At 59.0% G+C, this 17,515-nt stretch carries 8 protein-coding genes, 2 rRNA genes and 1 pseudogene (1 of these 11 running past the window's edge); 10 read left to right on the top strand and 1 reads right to left on the bottom strand.

What is annotated here, in order from left to right; genetic code table 11:
- The 8 genes and pseudogenes from PSH65_RS28240 to PSH65_RS28205 form a co-directional block, all read left to right on the top strand.
- Positions 1 to 1,706 (top strand): 23S ribosomal RNA (locus PSH65_RS28240); it begins 1,182 nt to the left of the window's first position.
- Positions 1,707 to 1,862: 156 nt separating this feature from the next.
- A 5S ribosomal RNA gene (gene rrf / locus PSH65_RS28235) occupies positions 1,863 to 1,978 on the top strand.
- A gap of 156 nt (positions 1,979 to 2,134) precedes the next feature.
- Positions 2,135 to 5,584, top strand: coding sequence for an exodeoxyribonuclease V subunit gamma (gene recC, locus PSH65_RS28230; protein WP_305423705.1), 3,450 nt, complete (start codon positions 2,135 to 2,137; stop codon positions 5,582 to 5,584).
- Positions 5,584 to 9,273, top strand: a complete 3,690-nt coding sequence (gene recB, locus PSH65_RS28225) for an exodeoxyribonuclease V subunit beta (RefSeq protein ID WP_305423704.1) — start codon at positions 5,584 to 5,586, stop codon at positions 9,271 to 9,273. Before recC ends, recB begins: the two co-directional genes overlap by 1 nt.
- Positions 9,270 to 11,380: pseudogene (gene recD / locus PSH65_RS28220) on the top strand (exodeoxyribonuclease V subunit alpha). The gene recB and the pseudogene recD overlap by 4 nt, the downstream one beginning before the upstream one ends.
- Positions 11,381 to 11,497: 117 nt before the next feature.
- Positions 11,498 to 12,073: a YfiR family protein gene (locus PSH65_RS28215; protein WP_305423702.1), complete on the top strand. Its 576-nt coding sequence runs from the start codon at positions 11,498 to 11,500 to the stop codon at positions 12,071 to 12,073.
- Positions 12,070 to 13,338, top strand: a complete 1,269-nt coding sequence (locus PSH65_RS28210; protein ID WP_305423700.1) for a diguanylate cyclase domain-containing protein — start codon at positions 12,070 to 12,072, stop codon at positions 13,336 to 13,338. The genes PSH65_RS28215 and PSH65_RS28210 overlap by 4 nt, the downstream gene beginning before the upstream one ends.
- A 5-nt stretch (positions 13,339 to 13,343) precedes the next feature.
- A complete protein-coding gene (locus PSH65_RS28205) occupies positions 13,344 to 13,847 on the top strand; it encodes an OmpA family protein (RefSeq protein WP_305423698.1) in 504 nt (167 codons plus the stop codon).
- Here the strand turns inward: PSH65_RS28205 and PSH65_RS28200 are convergent.
- Positions 13,844 to 14,791: a LysR family transcriptional regulator gene (locus tag PSH65_RS28200; protein WP_305423696.1), complete on the bottom strand. Its 948-nt coding sequence runs from the start codon at positions 14,789 to 14,791 to the stop codon at positions 13,844 to 13,846. The two genes, PSH65_RS28205 and PSH65_RS28200, sit on opposite strands and share 4 nt — an antisense overlap.
- A 162-nt stretch (positions 14,792 to 14,953) precedes the next feature.
- Here PSH65_RS28200 and PSH65_RS28195 point away from each other — a divergent pair, with 162 nt between their 5' ends.
- Both PSH65_RS28195 and mmsB read left to right on the top strand, forming a co-directional pair.
- Complete coding sequence (locus PSH65_RS28195) at positions 14,954 to 16,471, top strand: CoA-acylating methylmalonate-semialdehyde dehydrogenase (RefSeq protein WP_305423694.1); 1,518 nt, start codon at positions 14,954 to 14,956, stop codon at positions 16,469 to 16,471.
- A gap of 10 nt (positions 16,472 to 16,481) precedes the next feature.
- The gene (gene mmsB, locus PSH65_RS28190) at positions 16,482 to 17,369 is read left to right on the top strand and encodes a 3-hydroxyisobutyrate dehydrogenase (protein WP_305423693.1); all 888 of its coding nucleotides are present in this window, start codon (positions 16,482 to 16,484) and stop codon (positions 17,367 to 17,369) included.
- The last annotated feature ends 146 nt before the right edge of the window (positions 17,370 to 17,515 follow it).

Raw genomic sequence — 17,515 nt, 5'->3', positions numbered from 1 at the left:
GCGTTCTGTAAGCCTGTGAAGGTGAGTTGAGAAGCTTGCTGGAGGTATCAGAAGTGCGAATGCTGACATGAGTAACGACAATGGGTGTGAAAAACACCCACGCCGAAAGACCAAGGTTTCCTGCGCAACGTTAATCGACGCAGGGTTAGTCGGTCCCTAAGGCGAGGCTGAAAAGCGTAGTCGATGGAAAACAGGTTAATATTCCTGTACTTCTGGTTATTGCGATGGAGGGACGGAGAAGGCTAGGCCAGCTTGGCGTTGGTTGTCCAAGTTTAAGGTGGTAGGCTGGAATCTTAGGTAAATCCGGGATTCTAAGGCCGAGAGCTGATGACGAGTGTTCTTTTAGAACACGAAGTGGTTGATGCCATGCTTCCAAGAAAAGCTTCTAAGCTTCAGGTAACCAGGAACCGTACCCCAAACCGACACAGGTGGTTGGGTAGAGAATACCAAGGCGCTTGAGAGAACTCGGGTGAAGGAACTAGGCAAAATGGCACCGTAACTTCGGGAGAAGGTGCGCCGGTGAGGGTGAAGCATTTACTGCGTAAGCCCACGCCGGTCGAAGATACCAGGCCGCTGCGACTGTTTATTAAAAACACAGCACTCTGCAAACACGAAAGTGGACGTATAGGGTGTGACGCCTGCCCGGTGCCGGAAGGTTAATTGATGGGGTTAGCTAACGCGAAGCTCTTGATCGAAGCCCCGGTAAACGGCGGCCGTAACTATAACGGTCCTAAGGTAGCGAAATTCCTTGTCGGGTAAGTTCCGACCTGCACGAATGGCGTAACGATGGCGGCGCTGTCTCCACCCGAGACTCAGTGAAATTGAAATCGCTGTGAAGATGCAGTGTATCCGCGGCTAGACGGAAAGACCCCGTGAACCTTTACTATAGCTTTGCACTGGACTTTGAATTTGCTTGTGTAGGATAGGTGGGAGGCTTTGAAGCGTGGACGCCAGTTCGCGTGGAGCCAACCTTGAAATACCACCCTGGCAACTTTGAGGTTCTAACTCAGGTCCGTTATCCGGATCGAGGACAGTGTATGGTGGGTAGTTTGACTGGGGCGGTCTCCTCCTAAAGAGTAACGGAGGAGTACGAAGGTGCGCTCAGACCGGTCGGAAATCGGTCGTAGAGTATAAAGGCAAAAGCGCGCTTGACTGCGAGACAGACACGTCGAGCAGGTACGAAAGTAGGTCTTAGTGATCCGGTGGTTCTGTATGGAAGGGCCATCGCTCAACGGATAAAAGGTACTCCGGGGATAACAGGCTGATACCGCCCAAGAGTTCATATCGACGGCGGTGTTTGGCACCTCGATGTCGGCTCATCACATCCTGGGGCTGAAGCCGGTCCCAAGGGTATGGCTGTTCGCCATTTAAAGTGGTACGCGAGCTGGGTTTAGAACGTCGTGAGACAGTTCGGTCCCTATCTGCCGTGGACGTTTGAGATTTGAGAGGGGCTGCTCCTAGTACGAGAGGACCGGAGTGGACGAACCTCTGGTGTTCCGGTTGTCACGCCAGTGGCATTGCCGGGTAGCTATGTTCGGAATAGATACCGCTGAAGCATCTAAGCGGGAACTAGCCTCAAGATGAGATCTCACTGGGACCTTGAGTCCCCTGAAGGGCCGTCGAAGACTACGACGTTGATAGGTTGGGTGTGTAAGCGCTGTGAGGCTTGAGCTAACCAATACTAATTGCCCGTGAGGCTTGACCATATAACACCCAAGCAATTTGCTGACCTGAAGAGGCACCAGATTGCGGTGTGTGAAGACGAAACGAACCGAAAGTTCGAGAAACAAACACACAAACTATCGCATACCCATTCGCTGGAGCGTGACCTCGCAAGAGAACACGAGCTGGCTACCGAATTTCTTGACGACCATAGAGCATTGGAACCACCTGATCCCATCCCGAACTCAGCAGTGAAACGATGCATCGCCGATGGTAGTGTGGGGTTTCCCCATGTGAGAGTAGGTCATCGTCAAGATTAAATTCCGAAACCCCTATCTGCGTATGCAGGTAGGGGTTTTGTTTTGCCCGCAGGAAAGTTCGTACAGCATCATCGGACCGCTCCCGGCTGTCACAGTCTGCCGACAGTGCTAAGGTTCGGCCCTAGCTTTTGTATTTTCCCAAGGAAGCCTTTATGCCGGACGCTACGTCCCTCAGTGCTGGTTTTATGGTGGTTCACGGCAACCGCCTGGACGAGTTGCGCAGCCTGGTGGTCAGCTGGATGCGGCGCTACCCGCTGGCTCCCTTGGAAAATGAAATCGCCCTGGTACAGAGCAACGGCATCGCCCAATGGCTGAAGCTGGCATTGGCCGAAGACCCTGAAGATGACGACATGGGCGGCTGCGGAATCGCCGCAGCCATCGACGTGCAGTTACCGGGCAGCTTCATGTGGCAGCTTTATCGCATGGTGCTGGGACGTGATGAAATTCCGGTCAAATCCCTGCTCGATAAAGCCCCACTGACCTGGCGTCTGATGCGCCTGCTACCACAGTTGATCAACCAACCGCACTTCGAACCCCTGCAGCGCTTTCTTACCCATGACACCGACTTACGTAAACGCTATCAATTGGCGGAGCGACTGGCGGATCTGTTTGACCAATATCAGGTCTACCGTGCCGACTGGCTCGAAGACTGGGCAGAAGGTCGTCATCAGTTACGAAATGGCAGAGGCGAGGCCAAAGCCCTGACCCCGGCCAACTGCTGGCAGGCGGAGCTGTGGCGTGCGCTGTTGCTGGATGTCGGTGAACAAGGCATGGCGCAAAGCCGCGCAGGTGTGCACCAACGCTTTATCGAGCGCATCAATAGTCTTGATGCAGCCCCCAGCGGATTACCTTCACGGGTGATCGTTTTCGGGATTTCTTCACTGCCTGCTCAAGCCCTGGAAGCTCTTGCCGGGTTGGCTCGATTCAGCCAGGTCTTGCTGTGCGTACACAACCCATGTCGTCACCATTGGGCGGACATCGTCGCCGATAAAGATCTGTTGCGACATCAGTACAAGCGCCAGGCTCGCAAGAGCGGCATGCCGATTGTGCTCGACTCGCAAACGCTCCATCAGCATGCCCACCCGCTACTGGCTGCGTGGGGTAAGCAGGGGCGGGACTACATTAATCTGCTCGACAGCTACGACGATCCTAATAGTTATCGCTCGGCGTTTCGCGACGGGCGCATCGACCTTTTCAGCGAAAACCAGCCACTGAACATGCTCAATCAGTTGCAGGACGACATCCTGGAGTTGCGTCCCCTGAACGAGACTCGCGAGCGTTGGCCTGCTGTCGATCTGAAAAAGGACGAATCGATCCGTTTTCACATTGCCCATAGCGCTCAACGCGAAGTGGAGATCCTCCACGATCAGTTGCTCGCGCGATTCAGTGCTGACCCAGACCTGAGGCCGCGCGACGTAATCGTGATGGTCCCGGACATCGACAGTTACGCCCCGCACATCCGCGCTGTCTTTGGTCAGCTTGATCGCTTTGATCCGCGCTTCATTCCTTTCACACTTGCGGATCAAGGCCAGCGCGGCCGGGATCCGCTATTGATCGCTGTCGAACATCTGCTCAAACTGCCCGACAGTCGCTTCCCTGTCAGCGAAATCCTCGATCTGTTGGACGTTCCGGCATTACGCGCTCGGTTTGGCGTAGAGGAACGTGACCTGCCCACTCTGCATCGCTGGATTGAAGGCGCAGGTATCCGGTGGGGGATGAACGCCGAGCAGCGCGCGGGTCTGGGGCTGCCTGAAGAGCTGGAGCAAAACAGTTGGCGTTTCGGTCTGCGACGGATGCTGCTGGGTTATGCCGTGGGCAGCGCCAGTGCCTGCGAGGGGATCGAACCCTACGACGAGATTGGTGGTCTGGATGCAGCACTCATAGGTCCCTTGGTGGCATTGTTGGATGCGCTGGAAATTGCCCACCAGGAACTCACTCAACCTGCAGCGCCCAAACAATGGGGCTCGCGGTTGCAAGCTTTGGTGCAGTTATTCTTCCTGGCCAGCAACGAGCATGACGACTATTTGTTGGCCCGACTCGAAGAGCTGCGCGAGACCTGGCTTGAAATCTGCGAGTCCGTAGGCTTGCAGGACGAGTTACCACTGACCGTAGTCCGTGAAGCCTGGTTGGCCGGTCTCGACCAAGGTCGCTTGTCTCAGCGTTTTCTTGCAGGTGCCGTCAACTTCTGTACCTTGATGCCCATGCGAGCGATCCCGTTCAAACTGGTCTGCCTGCTGGGCATGAATGACGGCGATTACCCTCGCGCGCAGCCGCCCCTGGATTTCGACCTGATGGGCAGCGACTACCGCCCCGGCGATCGTTCCCGACGCGAAGATGATCGCTATCTGTTGCTGGAAGCATTGTTGTCGGCACGCGATCAACTCTATATCAGCTGGGTTGGCCGTAGTATTCGGGACAACAGCGAGCGCCCTGCTTCGGTGTTGATAGGGCAGTTGCGTGACCATCTCGGCAGCGGCTGGCGACTGCACGATGACAATGATGAGCTGCTTGAGTCCATGACTCAGGAACATCCGCTGCAACCTTTCAGCCATCGCTACTTTCATGAGGGCGATGAACTATTCAGCTACGCCAGCGAATGGCAGGTTCTTCATCAAGCCAGTGATTTGGCGACTGATATCGAAGTGCTTGAACCCTACGTCCAGGACGAACCGCTGAGCCTGGGTCAGCTGCAGGATTTTCTGCGCAACCCTGTACGACATTTCTTCAGTCAGCGGCTCAAAGTGTTCTTCGAAGCTGCCGAAGTGCCTTTGGCAGATGAAGAGCCATTTGTACTCGACGCGCTGCAGCGCTATAGCCTTAGCGACAGCTTGCTCGCAGCGGCACTGGGGCAATTGGACCATACCGATCAGGCACTGGAGGCGCAGGCAAAACGCCTGCAAAACAGCGGGCTTTTGCCCATGGCCGGTTTTGGTGAATGTCTTCAGCGAGAGTTGATCGAACCGCTGCCAGATCTGCTACAGCGCTATCAGCAAATTCTGGCGTTATGGCCAACCCCGCTCACCAGCGCGTTGCCGGTGAGTCTGGAACTACAAGGATTGCGTCTGGAGGGCTGGCTCAGTGGCCTGCATCAACGCGCAGATGGCGGATTGTTGTCGGTGACTACGATTCCCAACAGTATTGGTTCGATCAAGTCCCGCAAATGGCATCGCCTGACGCGACCTTGGATCAATCACCTGGTGGCCTGTGCCAGCGGCATGCCGATGACAACCGCGTTGGTGGCCAGCGACGACAGTTTGCTGCTCGGTCCGATGGAGGAGGCTGCAGCAACCCGGGTTCTGGGCGATCTGTTGTTGGCCTGGCAAACGGGCATGCGCCAGCCGCTGCCGATTGCAGTAAAAACAGCCTTCGCCCGGCTCGCTCAAACCGACCCGGCCAAAGCTGACGCTGCTGCCCGCAAGGCCTATGAAGGCGACGGCCAGACCACTGACGGCGAGCGCCGCGAAAGCCCGGCGCTTGCTCGGCAATTCGCCGATTACGATGCACTGATTGCCGACGAGACCTTCCCCGATTGGTGCGACGCTTTGTATCGGCCGCTGTTTGAGGCCTCCTGGCGTTCATCGACCAGCGAGGACGCGCGCTAATGACCACAAAAACACCGCTGGCCCTGGCATTCCCTCTGCATGGCAGCCAACTGATTGAGGCCAGCGCCGGGACCGGCAAGACCTTCACCATTTCTGCGCTGTACTTGCGCCTGGTTCTTGGTCACGGCGGTGAGTCGAGTGGTTTTGGCCGTGAATTGCTGCCGCCGCAAATCCTCGTGGTGACCTTCACCGATGCCGCGACCAAAGAGCTGCGCGAACGTATTCGCACACGGCTGGCTGAAGCCGCACGGTTTTTCCGCGATGAGGCACCGGCGCCGGATGGCCTCATTGCCGAGTTGCGCGAGCAGTACCTCCCCGAACAGTGGTCCGGCTGTGCAAACCGCCTGGACATCGCCGCCCAGTGGATGGACGAAGCAGCCGTTTCGACCATCCACAGTTGGTGCCAACGCATGTTGCGCGAACATGCGTTCGACAGTGGCAGCCTGTTCACCCAGACCCTGGAAACTGATCACAGCGATTTGCTCGGCGAAGTCCTGCGCGATTACTGGCGACTGTTCTGCTATCCAATGCAAGGCGATGCATTGAACTGGGTTCGCGGCAACTGGGGTGGCCCGGCGGCGTTGCTGCCGCGAGTGCGTGGGTTGTTCGCCAGCGAGCGTGACAGTGTTGAAGGTAAAGAGCCTGCCGAGTTGATTGCCGAGTGCCTGCAGGAGCGACGGGCCGCTTTGCTCGAACTCAAAATGCCCTGGCGCCAATGGGCCGATGAGTTGCTTGCCATCTGTCACCAGGGTGTCGCAAGCAAGAGCGTCGATGGCCGCAAGATGCAGCCACGCTACTTCGAACCCTGGTTCGAAAAGCTCCGGGCCTGGGCCGAAGATGAGTCTCTCGAGCAACTGGACATTGGCACCGGCTTCACTCGCCTGACTCCCGATGGCATGGCTGAAGCCTGGAAGGGTGAAGCTCCTCGTCATCCCGGTCTCGATGCGATGCCCGGTCTCAAGACCCGTCTCGATGGTTTGCCGACCCCCGATGCCGCCGTGCTGCAACACGCCGCGCATTGGGTGGGTGCTCGGTTCGAGGAAGAAAAGCGTCGCCGCGCGGAAATGGGCTTCGATGACATGCTGCTGCGCCTCGATGCGGCTTTGCAGTCCGAAGGCGGTGAGCGCCTGGCGACCCTGATCCGCGAGCAGTTCCCGGTCGCGTTGATCGACGAATTCCAGGACACCGACCCGGTGCAGTATCGAATCTTCGAGAGCATTTATCGGATCGAAGACAACAATCCTGAAACCGGTCTGTTTCTGATCGGCGACCCGAAGCAGGCGATCTATGCCTTCCGCGGAGCCGATATCTATACCTACCTGCGCGCTCGCCAGGCCACCACTGGCCGCCTGCATACCCTGGGCACCAACTTTCGCTCCAGTCATGGCATGGTCAGTGCGGTAAACCATGTGTTCGAGCGTGCTGAATCTCGTGAGCAGGGACGCGGAGCATTCCTGTTTCGTGAAAAAAATGGCGAGAACCCGGTACCGTTCCTGCCCGTCGAATCCCAGGGGCGCAAAGAAGTCCTGCAGATTGACGGTCAGGTTGTGCCTGCCCTGAACATCTGGCACCTGTCCGCTGATCAGCCTCTGTCTGGCGCGGTGTATCGACAACAATTGGCCGCCGCCTGCGCCAGTGAAATCACCGCGTTGCTCAATGGCGGCCAGCAAGGCCGTGCGGGTTTCATCCAGGACGGTAAGGACTTCAAAGGTCTGCTGCCATCGGATATCGCGATTCTGGTGCGCGACGGCAAAGAGGCCCAGGCCGTGCGTGGTGAACTTTCGGCCCGCGGCGTGCGCAGTGTTTACCTGTCAGACAAGGACTCCGTGTTTGCTGCGCAGGAAGCTCATGACCTGCTGACCTGGCTCAAGGCGTGTGCCGAGCCGGATGTCGAGCGTCCCCTCCGCGCCGCGCTGGCCTGCATCACGCTGAACCTTTCGCTAACTGAGCTGGAGCGGCTGAATCAGGATGAGCTGGCCTGGGAAGCACGTGTCATGCAGTTCCGCGGTTATCGCGAGCTATGGCGCAAGCAAGGCGTGCTGCCAATGCTGCGACGTCTGCTGCACGACTTCCGACTGCCCCAGGCGTTGATCGCGCGTACCGATGGCGAGCGGGTGCTGACCAACCTGCTGCACCTGTCCGAGCTGCTACAGCAGGCCGCCGCCGAGCTTGATGGCGAGCAAGCGCTGATCCGTCATTTGTCCGAGCATCTGGCATTGTCCGGTCAGGCAGGCGAAGAACAAATCCTGCGTCTGGAAAGCGACGAGCAACTGGTCAAGGTTGTGACCATCCACAAATCCAAAGGGCTGGAATATCCGTTGGTGTTTCTGCCGTTCATTTGCTCGGCAAAACCGGTGGATGGCAGCCGTTTGCCGTTGTATTACCACGACGCGACGGGCAAGGCTCAAGTGAGCTTGAAGCCTACGCCGGAGTTGGTCGCCCAGGCCGATGATGAGCGCTTGGCCGAGGATCTTCGGCTGCTTTATGTCGCCCTGACCCGGGCACAACATGCCTGCTGGCTCGGTGTGACTGACCTCAAGCGCGGCAATAACAACGGCTCAACGTTGCACCTTTCAGCATTGGGTTATCTGCTGGGCGGTGGTGCGCCATTGGCCGAGTCGGCAGGGTTGCGGCGTTGGCTGGAAGATTTGCAGCAGGACTGCCCGGCGCTGAACTACGGTGAAATGCCTGAAGCGAGCGCCGAGCATTACCATCCACCGCGCAATGAAGCGACCTTGCTTGCGCCGCTGATACCCAAGCGCAAGGCCAGCGAAAACTGGTGGATCGCCTCCTACAGCGCCTTGCGCATTGGTGACAGCCTGAGCGTGGGCAGTGACGAAGCCCCGGAGAGCCCGCAAGCACAAAAGCTTTTTGACGACGAACGTCTCGATCCGCAAGCGCCGCGAGAAGTGATCGCTGGCGGCGCTGATATCCATCGATTCCCTCGCGGGCCGAATCCTGGCACTTTTCTCCATGGATTGCTCGAGTGGGCCGGTGACGAAGGTTTTGCCGCTGCACCACAAACTTTAGAAGACGCCATCGCCCGCCGCTGCAATCGCCGTGGCTGGGAAGGCTGGATCACGACGTTGAGTGACTGGCTACAGCACTTGCTCAAATCCCCACTGCACATTGGTGGCGGGCAGGCACCGGTGGTGTTCGAGCAACTGACCCAATATCGGGTCGAGATGGAGTTCTGGTTCGCCAGTCACAAAGTCGATGTGCTCAAACTCGATGAACTGGTGCGCCAATACACCCACAACGGCGTAGCCAGGGTGGCCGCCGAACCGGTGCTGCTCAATGGCATGTTCAAAGGCTTCATCGACCTGACGTTCGAGCACGACGATCGTTATTACGTCGCCGACTACAAATCCAACTGGCTGGGTGTCGATGACGCGGCCTATACCGAGCAGGCCATGGAGCAGTCGATTCTCGATAACCGTTACGACCTGCAATATGTGTTGTACCTGCTCGCCCTGCATCGCCAGCTCAAGGCACGGCTGGTCGATTACGATTACGATCGGCATGTCGGTGGGGCGTTGTATCTATTCCTTCGCGGTACTCGCGCGGCCAGCCAGGGCGTATATTTCGCCCGTCCGCCGCGGGAGCTGATCGAGCGTCTGGACCGGTTGTTCCAGGGCAAGCCAGAGCCCAAGGCCGAACCCGCCTGGGAACAGGGAGTACTGCTATGAGCCGCACCTTCGCCGATTTGCTACCCACGCCGTTGGCGGCCGAAAGTCTGGCGGATCTGGCCCCCTTGAGTCGTGCAGATGACGTTGTTGCTGCTGCTCACGCGCTGGGTCGAGCGCGGTTGGCTGCGGGCGCTGGACAAGGCCTTCGTGGCCTTTCTCCACGAGCTCGCCCCCGACGATGATCCGCTGGTGCTACTGGCTGCGGCGTTGACCAGTCACCAGTTGGGTCACGGCCATGTTTGCCTGGATCTGTTCGAAACGCTGAAAGAGCCGGACTTCGCTCTGTCGCTGCCGCCGGAAGGTGATCTGCAAAGTGGCGCGATGTTGCTGCCGTCGCAATTGCTCGAGGCGCTGGAGGGGGCTCATTGGTGCAAGGTCCTGGCGTCCAGCACCCTGGTGGCTCTGGCGGTCGACGGTCGTGAGGCCGCACAGCACCGGCCGTTGGTGCTGTCGGGTAAACGACTGTACCTGCGCCGCTATTGGGCTTACGAACGGCGCATCGACAACGCCCTGCGTCAGCGCCTGGCGGCACATGAAACAACACCGAATGATTTGCCCCAACGCCTGACCGGACTGTTCGGTCCAGCCAGGCCTGATGAAGTGATCGACTGGCAGAAACTCGCTTGTGCCCCTGGCTACCCGCAGAGCATTCAGCATCGTCACCGGTGGCCCGGGAACCGGCAAGACCACTACGGTCGTGCGCTTGCTCGCATTGCTACAAGCACCCGCGGTGGAGGCCGGCAAACCGCTACGCATTCGTCTCGCGGCACCCACTGGCAAAGCTGCTGCACGATTGACCGAGTCCATCAGCCAGCAGGTTCAAACCCTGGAAGTTGCTGAAACAGTGCGGGAGAAGATCCCGTCGGATGTGACCACCGTGCACCGTTTACTCGGCAGTCGTCCTGGCACCCGGCATTTTCGGCACCACGCCGGCAATCGCTTGCCGCTGGATGTATTGGTGGTGGACGAAGCCTCGATGATCGACCTGGAAATGATGGCCAATCTGCTCGACGCATTGCCGGCCCATGCTCGTCTGGTGTTGCTCGGTGACAAGGATCAACTGGCATCGGTAGAAGCCGGTGCCGTCCTGGGCGACCTGTGTCGCGATGCCGAAGCCGGTTGGTACAGCCTGCAGACCCGTCAGTGGCTGGAGGCGGTCAGCGGTGAAAGCCTCCGTAGCAGCGGTTTGCACGAAGACATCAACGGAACGCACCCCCTGGCTCAGCAAGTCGTGATGCTGCGTCACTCACGGCGCTTCGGCGAGGGCAGCGGCATTGGTCAGTTGGCCCGTTGGGTCAACCGGCAGCAACCCGAGGAAGCCCGCACGTTATTGGCGGCTGGAAGCCATGACGACGTATTTTCCCTGCCTCTCAAGGGGGAGCAGGACCGGGCGTTGGAGCGGTTGTTGCTCGAAGGTCATGGCGAGGGGCCGCAAGGTTATCGGCATTACCTGAGCCTTTTGCGCAGTCAGCGACCACCGCTCAACAGCCCGCTCGATGATCCACGCTGGGCCGAATGGGCTCGAGGGGTGCTGCAAGCTTTCGACGCCTTCCAGTTATTGTGCGCGGTACGCAAAGGGCCTTGGGGTGTGGAAGGCTTGAATCAGCGTGTGACCGACGCGCTGCTCAAGGCTCGGCTGATCGACAGCGATCACCAGTGGTACGAAGGTCGGCCCGTGCTGATGACCCGCAACGACTATGGCCTGGGTTTGATGAACGGCGACATTGGCATTGCCCTCAAGTTGCCGGAACGTGAGGGCCCCGAGGCTGGTCGGCAAGTACTGCGTGTGGCCTTCCCGCGCAACGATGGCCAGGGCGGTGTGCGTTTTGTCCTGCCAAGCCGACTCAATGATGTCGACACCGTGTACGCCATGACCGTACACAAATCCCAAGGCTCGGAGTTTGCCCATACGGCGCTGATTCTGCCGGACGCCCTGAACCCTGTGCTCACCAAGGAACTGATCTATACCGGAATAACCCGGGCCAAACACTGGTTCACCCTGATTGAGCCTCGCGCCGGCGTATTCGAAGAGGCCGTGCGGCGCAAGGTCAAGCGCTTGAGCGGGTTGATGCTGGAGTTGGGAGAGGGTATCGAATCGGGTCACTGAAAAAAGGGTGCAGACGACGGAATCTGTCCGAAGTGCCGTGGCGCGTGGCCTCGCTGGTGTTTCGGTGCTGTGCTATCGTTGCGGCATCATTTCGTTGCGATCGAAGAGAATCCCTGCATGAAGGTGGCTGTCTTGGCGACAGAGCGCGTTGTTGGCTGCAAGCAAGTGCTGCTTGCCGGCCTTCTCTGTTTGTTGACGGGCGTTGCCTTCGCTCAGCCGGAAACTGCCTTGAGCAAAGCCGACCAGCGCGCCAGATCGGTCACTCAGGTGGTGCTCGGGATCCTCAGTTATGCCCGGTGGCCTGTTGAGCCTCAACAGCTTCGTCTGTGTGTGGTCGGCCCCACCGAATACACCGACGACTTGGTCAAGGGCACCACCCAGGCCACTGGTCGGCCTGTCACCGTGCGACGGCTTTTGGCCGACAACCCGGCCATTGCCGGGGAATGCGATGCGGTGTACATCGGCAAGTTGACCAGCGACGAACGTAGTCGGCTATTCGCCTCGCTGACAGGACGCCCGGTGGTGAGCATCAGCGAAGGCGGCGATCAGTGCACCGTCGGCAGTCTGTTCTGTTTGCGGGTCGGCGATGAACAAGTGTCCTTCGAGGTCAACCTCGACTCGGTTGCCCGCAGCGGTGTGCGCATCCATCCCAGTGTGCTGCAACTGTCGCGTCGCAAACCGGCGGCACCATGAGTCTATTCAAATCTCGTCTACGTCCGACCCTGGGGTCGGTTATCGGCCGTGGACATTTGATCGTCGCCCTGGTGGGCGTGGCCATGGCCAGTGTTTCATTGACCCTGCTGGGGGTCCTGGCCTTGCGGGTTTATGCCGATCACAACTTGCATCTGATCGCCCGCTCAATCAATTACACCGTGGAAGCCGCGGTGGTGTTCAACGATAAGGTCGCCGCCACCGAAGCGCTGGCATTGATCGCATCCACCGAAGAAGTGGCCGATGCACAGGTGATGGATGAGCAAGGCGAGTTACTTGCACGTTGGCAACGACCGGAATCGGGATTGTTGTCCGATCTTGAAGTGCAGATCGCCCGGGTGATTCTGGAAAAACCCATCAGCATGCCGATCGTCCATCAAGGTCAGGAAATCGGCAGCATTCTGCTCATCGGTCATGGCGGCAACCTGATGCGCTTTTTGCTCAGCGGTCTGATGGGGATCGTTTTGTGTACCGCCGTCAGTGCCTGGGTTGCGCTCTATCTGGCGCGGCGGCAATTGCGGGGGATCATCGGCCCGTTGCGTAGCCTGGCTGCCGTGGCTCACGCCGCCCGCAGCGAGCGAGCCTTCGACCAGCGCGTGCCGCCCGCCGACATTGCCGAACTCGACAACCTGGGCAACGACTTCAATGCCTTGCTCGATGAACTCGTATCCTGGCAGACGCACCTGCAAAACGAAAACGAAACCCTGGCCCACCAGGCCAGCCATGACAGCCTGACCGGACTGCCCAATCGAGCGTTTTTCGAAGGTCGCCTGATGCGTGTCTTGCGCAATGCCCGCAAGTTGGATGAGCGAGTGGCCGTGCTGTTTCTCGACAGCGACCGGTTCAAGGAAATCAACGATAACTTCGGCCATGCTGCCGGCGATGCGGTGCTGGTCGCCGTGGCAACCCGGGTTCGTGCACAACTGCGTGAAGAGGACCTGGTCGCGCGTCTGGGCGGCGACGAGTTTGCAATCCTGCTCACACCGCTGCACAAGGCCGAAGACGCCGAACGGATTGCTGACAAAATCATCGCCAGTATGGAAATGCCAATCCAGTTGCCGGGCAGTACCCAGGTGTTGACTTCACTCAGTATCGGCATCGCCGTGTACCCCGATCATGGGGTTACACCGGGTGAGTTGCTCGATGCTGCCGACGCCGCGATGTACCAGGCCAAACGCCTTTCCCGAGGCGCACAGCAAACGGCAGGGGCGGAGCTCCCTGTCGCCCATGTTCAAACCAGGAGCTAATTTCTGTGTTCACCTTCAATCAGCGTTCTCTGCGACTTTTCACGATCACCCTGTTCCTGGCCTTGCTGGCATTGACCGGTTGCCAGACGGCATCGCAAAAGGGTCTGACCCCGGCGCAGATCGCTGTGCTCAAGCAGCAAGGTTTCGAAATGACGGATGATGGCTGGGCCTTTGGCCTGTCAGGCAAAGTTTTGTTCGGCAGTGATGTTGAGAGTCTCAACCCCGCCAGTACCGAGATCGTCGAGCGTATTGGCAAGGCGTTATTAAGTGTGGAAATCGAGCGCGTGAGAATCGACGGCCACACCGATGCTTCAGGCCAAGAGTCCTATAACGAACAGCTTTCCCTGCGACGGGCGAAAAGCGTCGGCAAGGTTCTGGCCGCAGTCGGCATAAAAGAAGAAAATATCCAACTGCGCGGCCTGGGCAGCAGTAAGCCCGTCGCTTCCAACGACACCGCGGTTGGACGCACCGAGAACCGTCGGGTGTCGATCGTGGTGAGCGCGGACTAATCGGCGAACACCATCTCCCGACTTTCCCCCATTAACAGTGCTTGATTCTGCTCGGTGACCCCACGGATGTAATCCCACAACAGGGTAATCCGCTTGAGCTTGCGCAAGTCCTCCCGGCAGTACATCCAGAACTGCCGGGTGATGGTGATCTCTTGCGGCAACACCGGCAGTAATCGCGGGTCCTGAGCTGCCAGGAAGCACGGCAGAATCGCCAGTGACCGTCCCTGCTGAGCGGCCACGAACTGCGCGATCACGCTGGTGCTGCGCAGATTGGCACTGGCACCGGGCAACACATTTGCCAGGTACAGCAGCTCCGAGCTGAACGCCAGATCGTCCACATAACTGATGAATTGATGCTTGCCCAAGTCTGCCGGGCGGCGGATCGGTGGGTGCTTGTCCAGATAATCCTGGGTCGCATACAGCTGCAATCGGTAGTCGCAGAGCTTGCAGCAGACATACGGGCCGTGCTCCGGCCGCTCCAGCGCGATGACGATGTCTGCCTCGCGCTTGGACAGGCTGATGAAGTGCGGTAACGGCAGGATGTCCACCGAGATCGCCGGGTAGGCGTCGACGAAATGACTTAGCTGCGGGGTGATGAAAAAGCTGCCGAACCCTTCGGTGCAGCCCATGCGCACATGCCCGGACAACGCCACGCCTGAGCCCGAAACCTGCTCGCAGGCCATGTGCAGAGTGCTTTCGATCGACTCGGCGTAACCCAGCAGCCGCTGGCCCTCGGCAGTCAGGACGAAACCGCTGGTGCGGGACTTTTCGAACAGCAACGTGCCCAACGAGGCTTCCAGCGAACTGATGCGTCGCGACACGGTGGTGTAGTCCACCGCCAGGCGCTTGGCCGCGGTGCTGGCCTTGCGAGTGCGGGCAACCTCGAGGAAAAACTTGAGGTCATCCCAGTTCAACGAGCCTAAAGACGTGATGTTTTTTTGCATGATGGACCGGCTTTTATGTGCGTTCTTATTAGAAGTTTGCACATCTATACTCCAAAAACAGTCCGACAACCAATTCGCGACACACGCCTCATTCCAAGGCGACTTTCTCGCCTTGGCTCCCAAGATAGCTCTCTAAATAAGAACAACGTCCCGGAGACCGACATGAACGCATCGCAAGAAACCACCGTACAGAAGGTCAAGCTGTTGATCGATGGCGAGTGGGTCGAATCGCAAACCACCGAATGGCACGACATCGTTAACCCGGCGACCCAACAAGTGTTGGCTAAAGTCCCATTCGCTACAGCCGCCGAAGTCGATGCCGCCATCAGTGCCGCCCATCGCGCCTTCCAGACCTGGAAGCTGACGCCGATCGGCGCGCGGATGCGCATTATGCTCAAGCTTCAGGCGTTGATTCGCGAACACTCCAAGCGTATTGCCGTGGTGCTCAGCAACGAGCAAGGCAAAACCATCGCTGACGCTGAAGGCGATATCTTCCGCGGCCTGGAAGTGGTCGAACACGCCTGCTCCATTGGTAGCCTGCAAATGGGCGAGTTTGCCGAGAACGTCGCTGGCGGTGTCGACACCTACACCCTGCGTCAGCCGATTGGTGTCTGTGCCGGCATTACCCCGTTCAATTTCCCGGCGATGATTCCGCTGTGGATGTTCCCGATGGCCATCGCCTGCGGCAACACCTTCGTGCTCAAGCCGTCCGAGCAGGATCCGATGTCGACCATGCTGTTGGTGGAACTGGCCATCGAAGCCGGGATTCCGCCGGGCGTACTCAATGTCGTTCATGGCGGCAAGGATGTGGTGGATGCGCTTTGCACCCACAAGGACATCAAGGCTGTTTCGTTCGTCGGTTCGACTGCGGTCGGCACGCACGTCTATGACCTGGCCGGTAAACACGGCAAGCGCGTGCAATCGATGATGGGCGCCAAGAACCATGCGGTTGTGCTGCCCGATGCCAATCGTGAGCAAGCCCTCAATGCCCTGGTCGGCGCCGGTTTCGGTGCGGCCGGGCAACGCTGCATGGCCACCTCGGTGGTGGTGCTGGTGGGCGCGGCCAAGCAATGGCTGCCAGACCTGAAAGCGCTGGCGCAGAAACTCAAGGTCAATGCTGGCAGCGAGCCGGGCACCGATGTGGGGCCGGTGATTTCCAAGCGAGCCAAGGCGCGGATTCTTGAGCTGATCGAAAGCGGTATCAAGGAAGGCGCCAAGCTCGAACTGGACGGTCGCGACATCAGCGTTCCGGGTTACGAGCAGGGCAACTTTGTAGGCCCGACTCTGTTCTCCGGCGTAACCCCTGAGATGCAGATTTATACCCAGGAAATCTTCGGCCCGGTGCTGGTGGTGCTGGAAGTCAACACGCTCGATGAGGCCATCGCCCTGGTCAACGCCAACCCGTTCGGTAACGGCACGGGTTTGTTCACCCAGAGCGGTGCGGCGGCGCGTAAATTCCAGTCGGAAATCGACGTTGGCCAGGTCGGCATCAACATCCCGATCCCGGTGCCGGTACCGTTCTTCAGTTTCACCGGTTCCCGTGGTTCGAAGCTCGGCGACCTCGGTCCGTATGGCAAGCAAGTGGTGCAGTTCTACACTCAAACCAAGACCGTCACTGCGCGCTGGTTCGACGACGACAGCGTCAACGACGGTGTGAACACCACCATCCACTTGCGTTAAGGAGCCGGACATGAAAATCGCTTTTATCGGTCTCGGCAACATGGGCGCGCCGATGGCGCGCAACCTGATCAAGGCCGGCCATTCACTGCGCCTGGTCGACCTGAACAAAGCTGTGCTGGCAGAGCTCGAACAATTGGGCGGCAGCATCAGCGCTTCGGCACGTGAAGCGGCTCAAGATGCAGAGTTGGTGATTACCATGCTGCCAGCCGCTGTGCATGTGCGCAGCGTCTGGCTGGGCGAAGATGGTGTGTTGGCGGGAATCGCCAAGGGCGTGCCCGCAGTGGATTGCAGCACCATCGATCCGCAGACGGCGCGCGACGTTGCCGCAGCGGCTGCCAAGCAAGGCGTGGCCATGGCCGATGCCCCGGTTTCTGGCGGCACCGGCGGTGCCGCGGCCGGGACGCTGACTTTCATGGTCGGCGCCACGCCTGAACTGTTCGCGACCCTGCAACCAGTGCTGGCGCAGATGGGCCGTAACATCGTTCACTGTGGCGAAGTCGGCACCGGGCAAATCGCCAAAATCTGCAATAACCTGCTGCTGGCGATTTCCATGGTCGGCGTCAGCGAAGCCATGGCCTTGGGCGATGCGCTGGGGATCGACACGACGGTGCTGGCAGGGATCATCAACAGTTCCACCGGGCGTTGCTGGAGTTCGGAGATGTACAACCCGTGGCCGGGTATCGTCGAAACGGCGCCGGCCTCGCGCGGGTACACCGGCGGTTTCGGTGCCGAACTGATGCTCAAGGACCTGGGGCTGGCCACTGAGGCGGCACGTCAGGCGCACCAACCGGTGATGCTCGGCGCGGTGGCGCAGCAGTTGTATCAGGCGATGAGCCAGCGTGGGGAGGGTGGCAAGGACTTCTCGGCGATTATCAACAGCTATCGCAAGCCCCAATAAGGGACTTCCAGAAGCTGTGGCGAAGGAGCTTTTGTGGCGAGGGAGCTTGCTCCCGTCCGGCTGCGAAGCAGTCGTAAGTCCTGAGCATGCGGTGTATTGGAAACACCGCATCAGCTTGTTGGGTTCGCTTCGCGAACCAGCAGGAG

This window comes from Pseudomonas sp. FP603 (genome assembly GCF_030687415.1).
GTDB classification, from domain to species: domain Bacteria; phylum Pseudomonadota; class Gammaproteobacteria; order Pseudomonadales; family Pseudomonadaceae; genus Aquipseudomonas; species Aquipseudomonas wuhanensis.
The sequence above is the reverse complement of the archived record's forward strand: the minus strand, read 5'-3'. Positions and strand labels throughout refer to the sequence as shown.

What these genes read in the sequence shown, in the direction of transcription:
- recC (WP_305423705.1), top strand. Translation starts at nt 2,135, where the DNA reads ATGCCGGACGCTACGTCCCTCAGTGCTGGTTTTATGGTGGTTCACGGC.
- recB (WP_305423704.1), top strand. Translation starts at nt 5,584, where the DNA reads ATGACCACAAAAACACCGCTGGCCCTGGCATTCCCTCTGCATGGCAGC.
- PSH65_RS28215 (WP_305423702.1), top strand. Translation starts at nt 11,498, where the DNA reads ATGAAGGTGGCTGTCTTGGCGACAGAGCGCGTTGTTGGCTGCAAGCAA.
- PSH65_RS28210 (WP_305423700.1), top strand. Translation starts at nt 12,070, where the DNA reads ATGAGTCTATTCAAATCTCGTCTACGTCCGACCCTGGGGTCGGTTATC.
- PSH65_RS28200 (WP_305423696.1), bottom strand. Translation starts at nt 14,791, where the DNA reads ATGCAAAAAAACATCACGTCTTTAGGCTCGTTGAACTGGGATGACCTC.
- PSH65_RS28195 (WP_305423694.1), top strand. Translation starts at nt 14,954, where the DNA reads ATGAACGCATCGCAAGAAACCACCGTACAGAAGGTCAAGCTGTTGATC.
- mmsB (WP_305423693.1), top strand. Translation starts at nt 16,482, where the DNA reads ATGAAAATCGCTTTTATCGGTCTCGGCAACATGGGCGCGCCGATGGCG.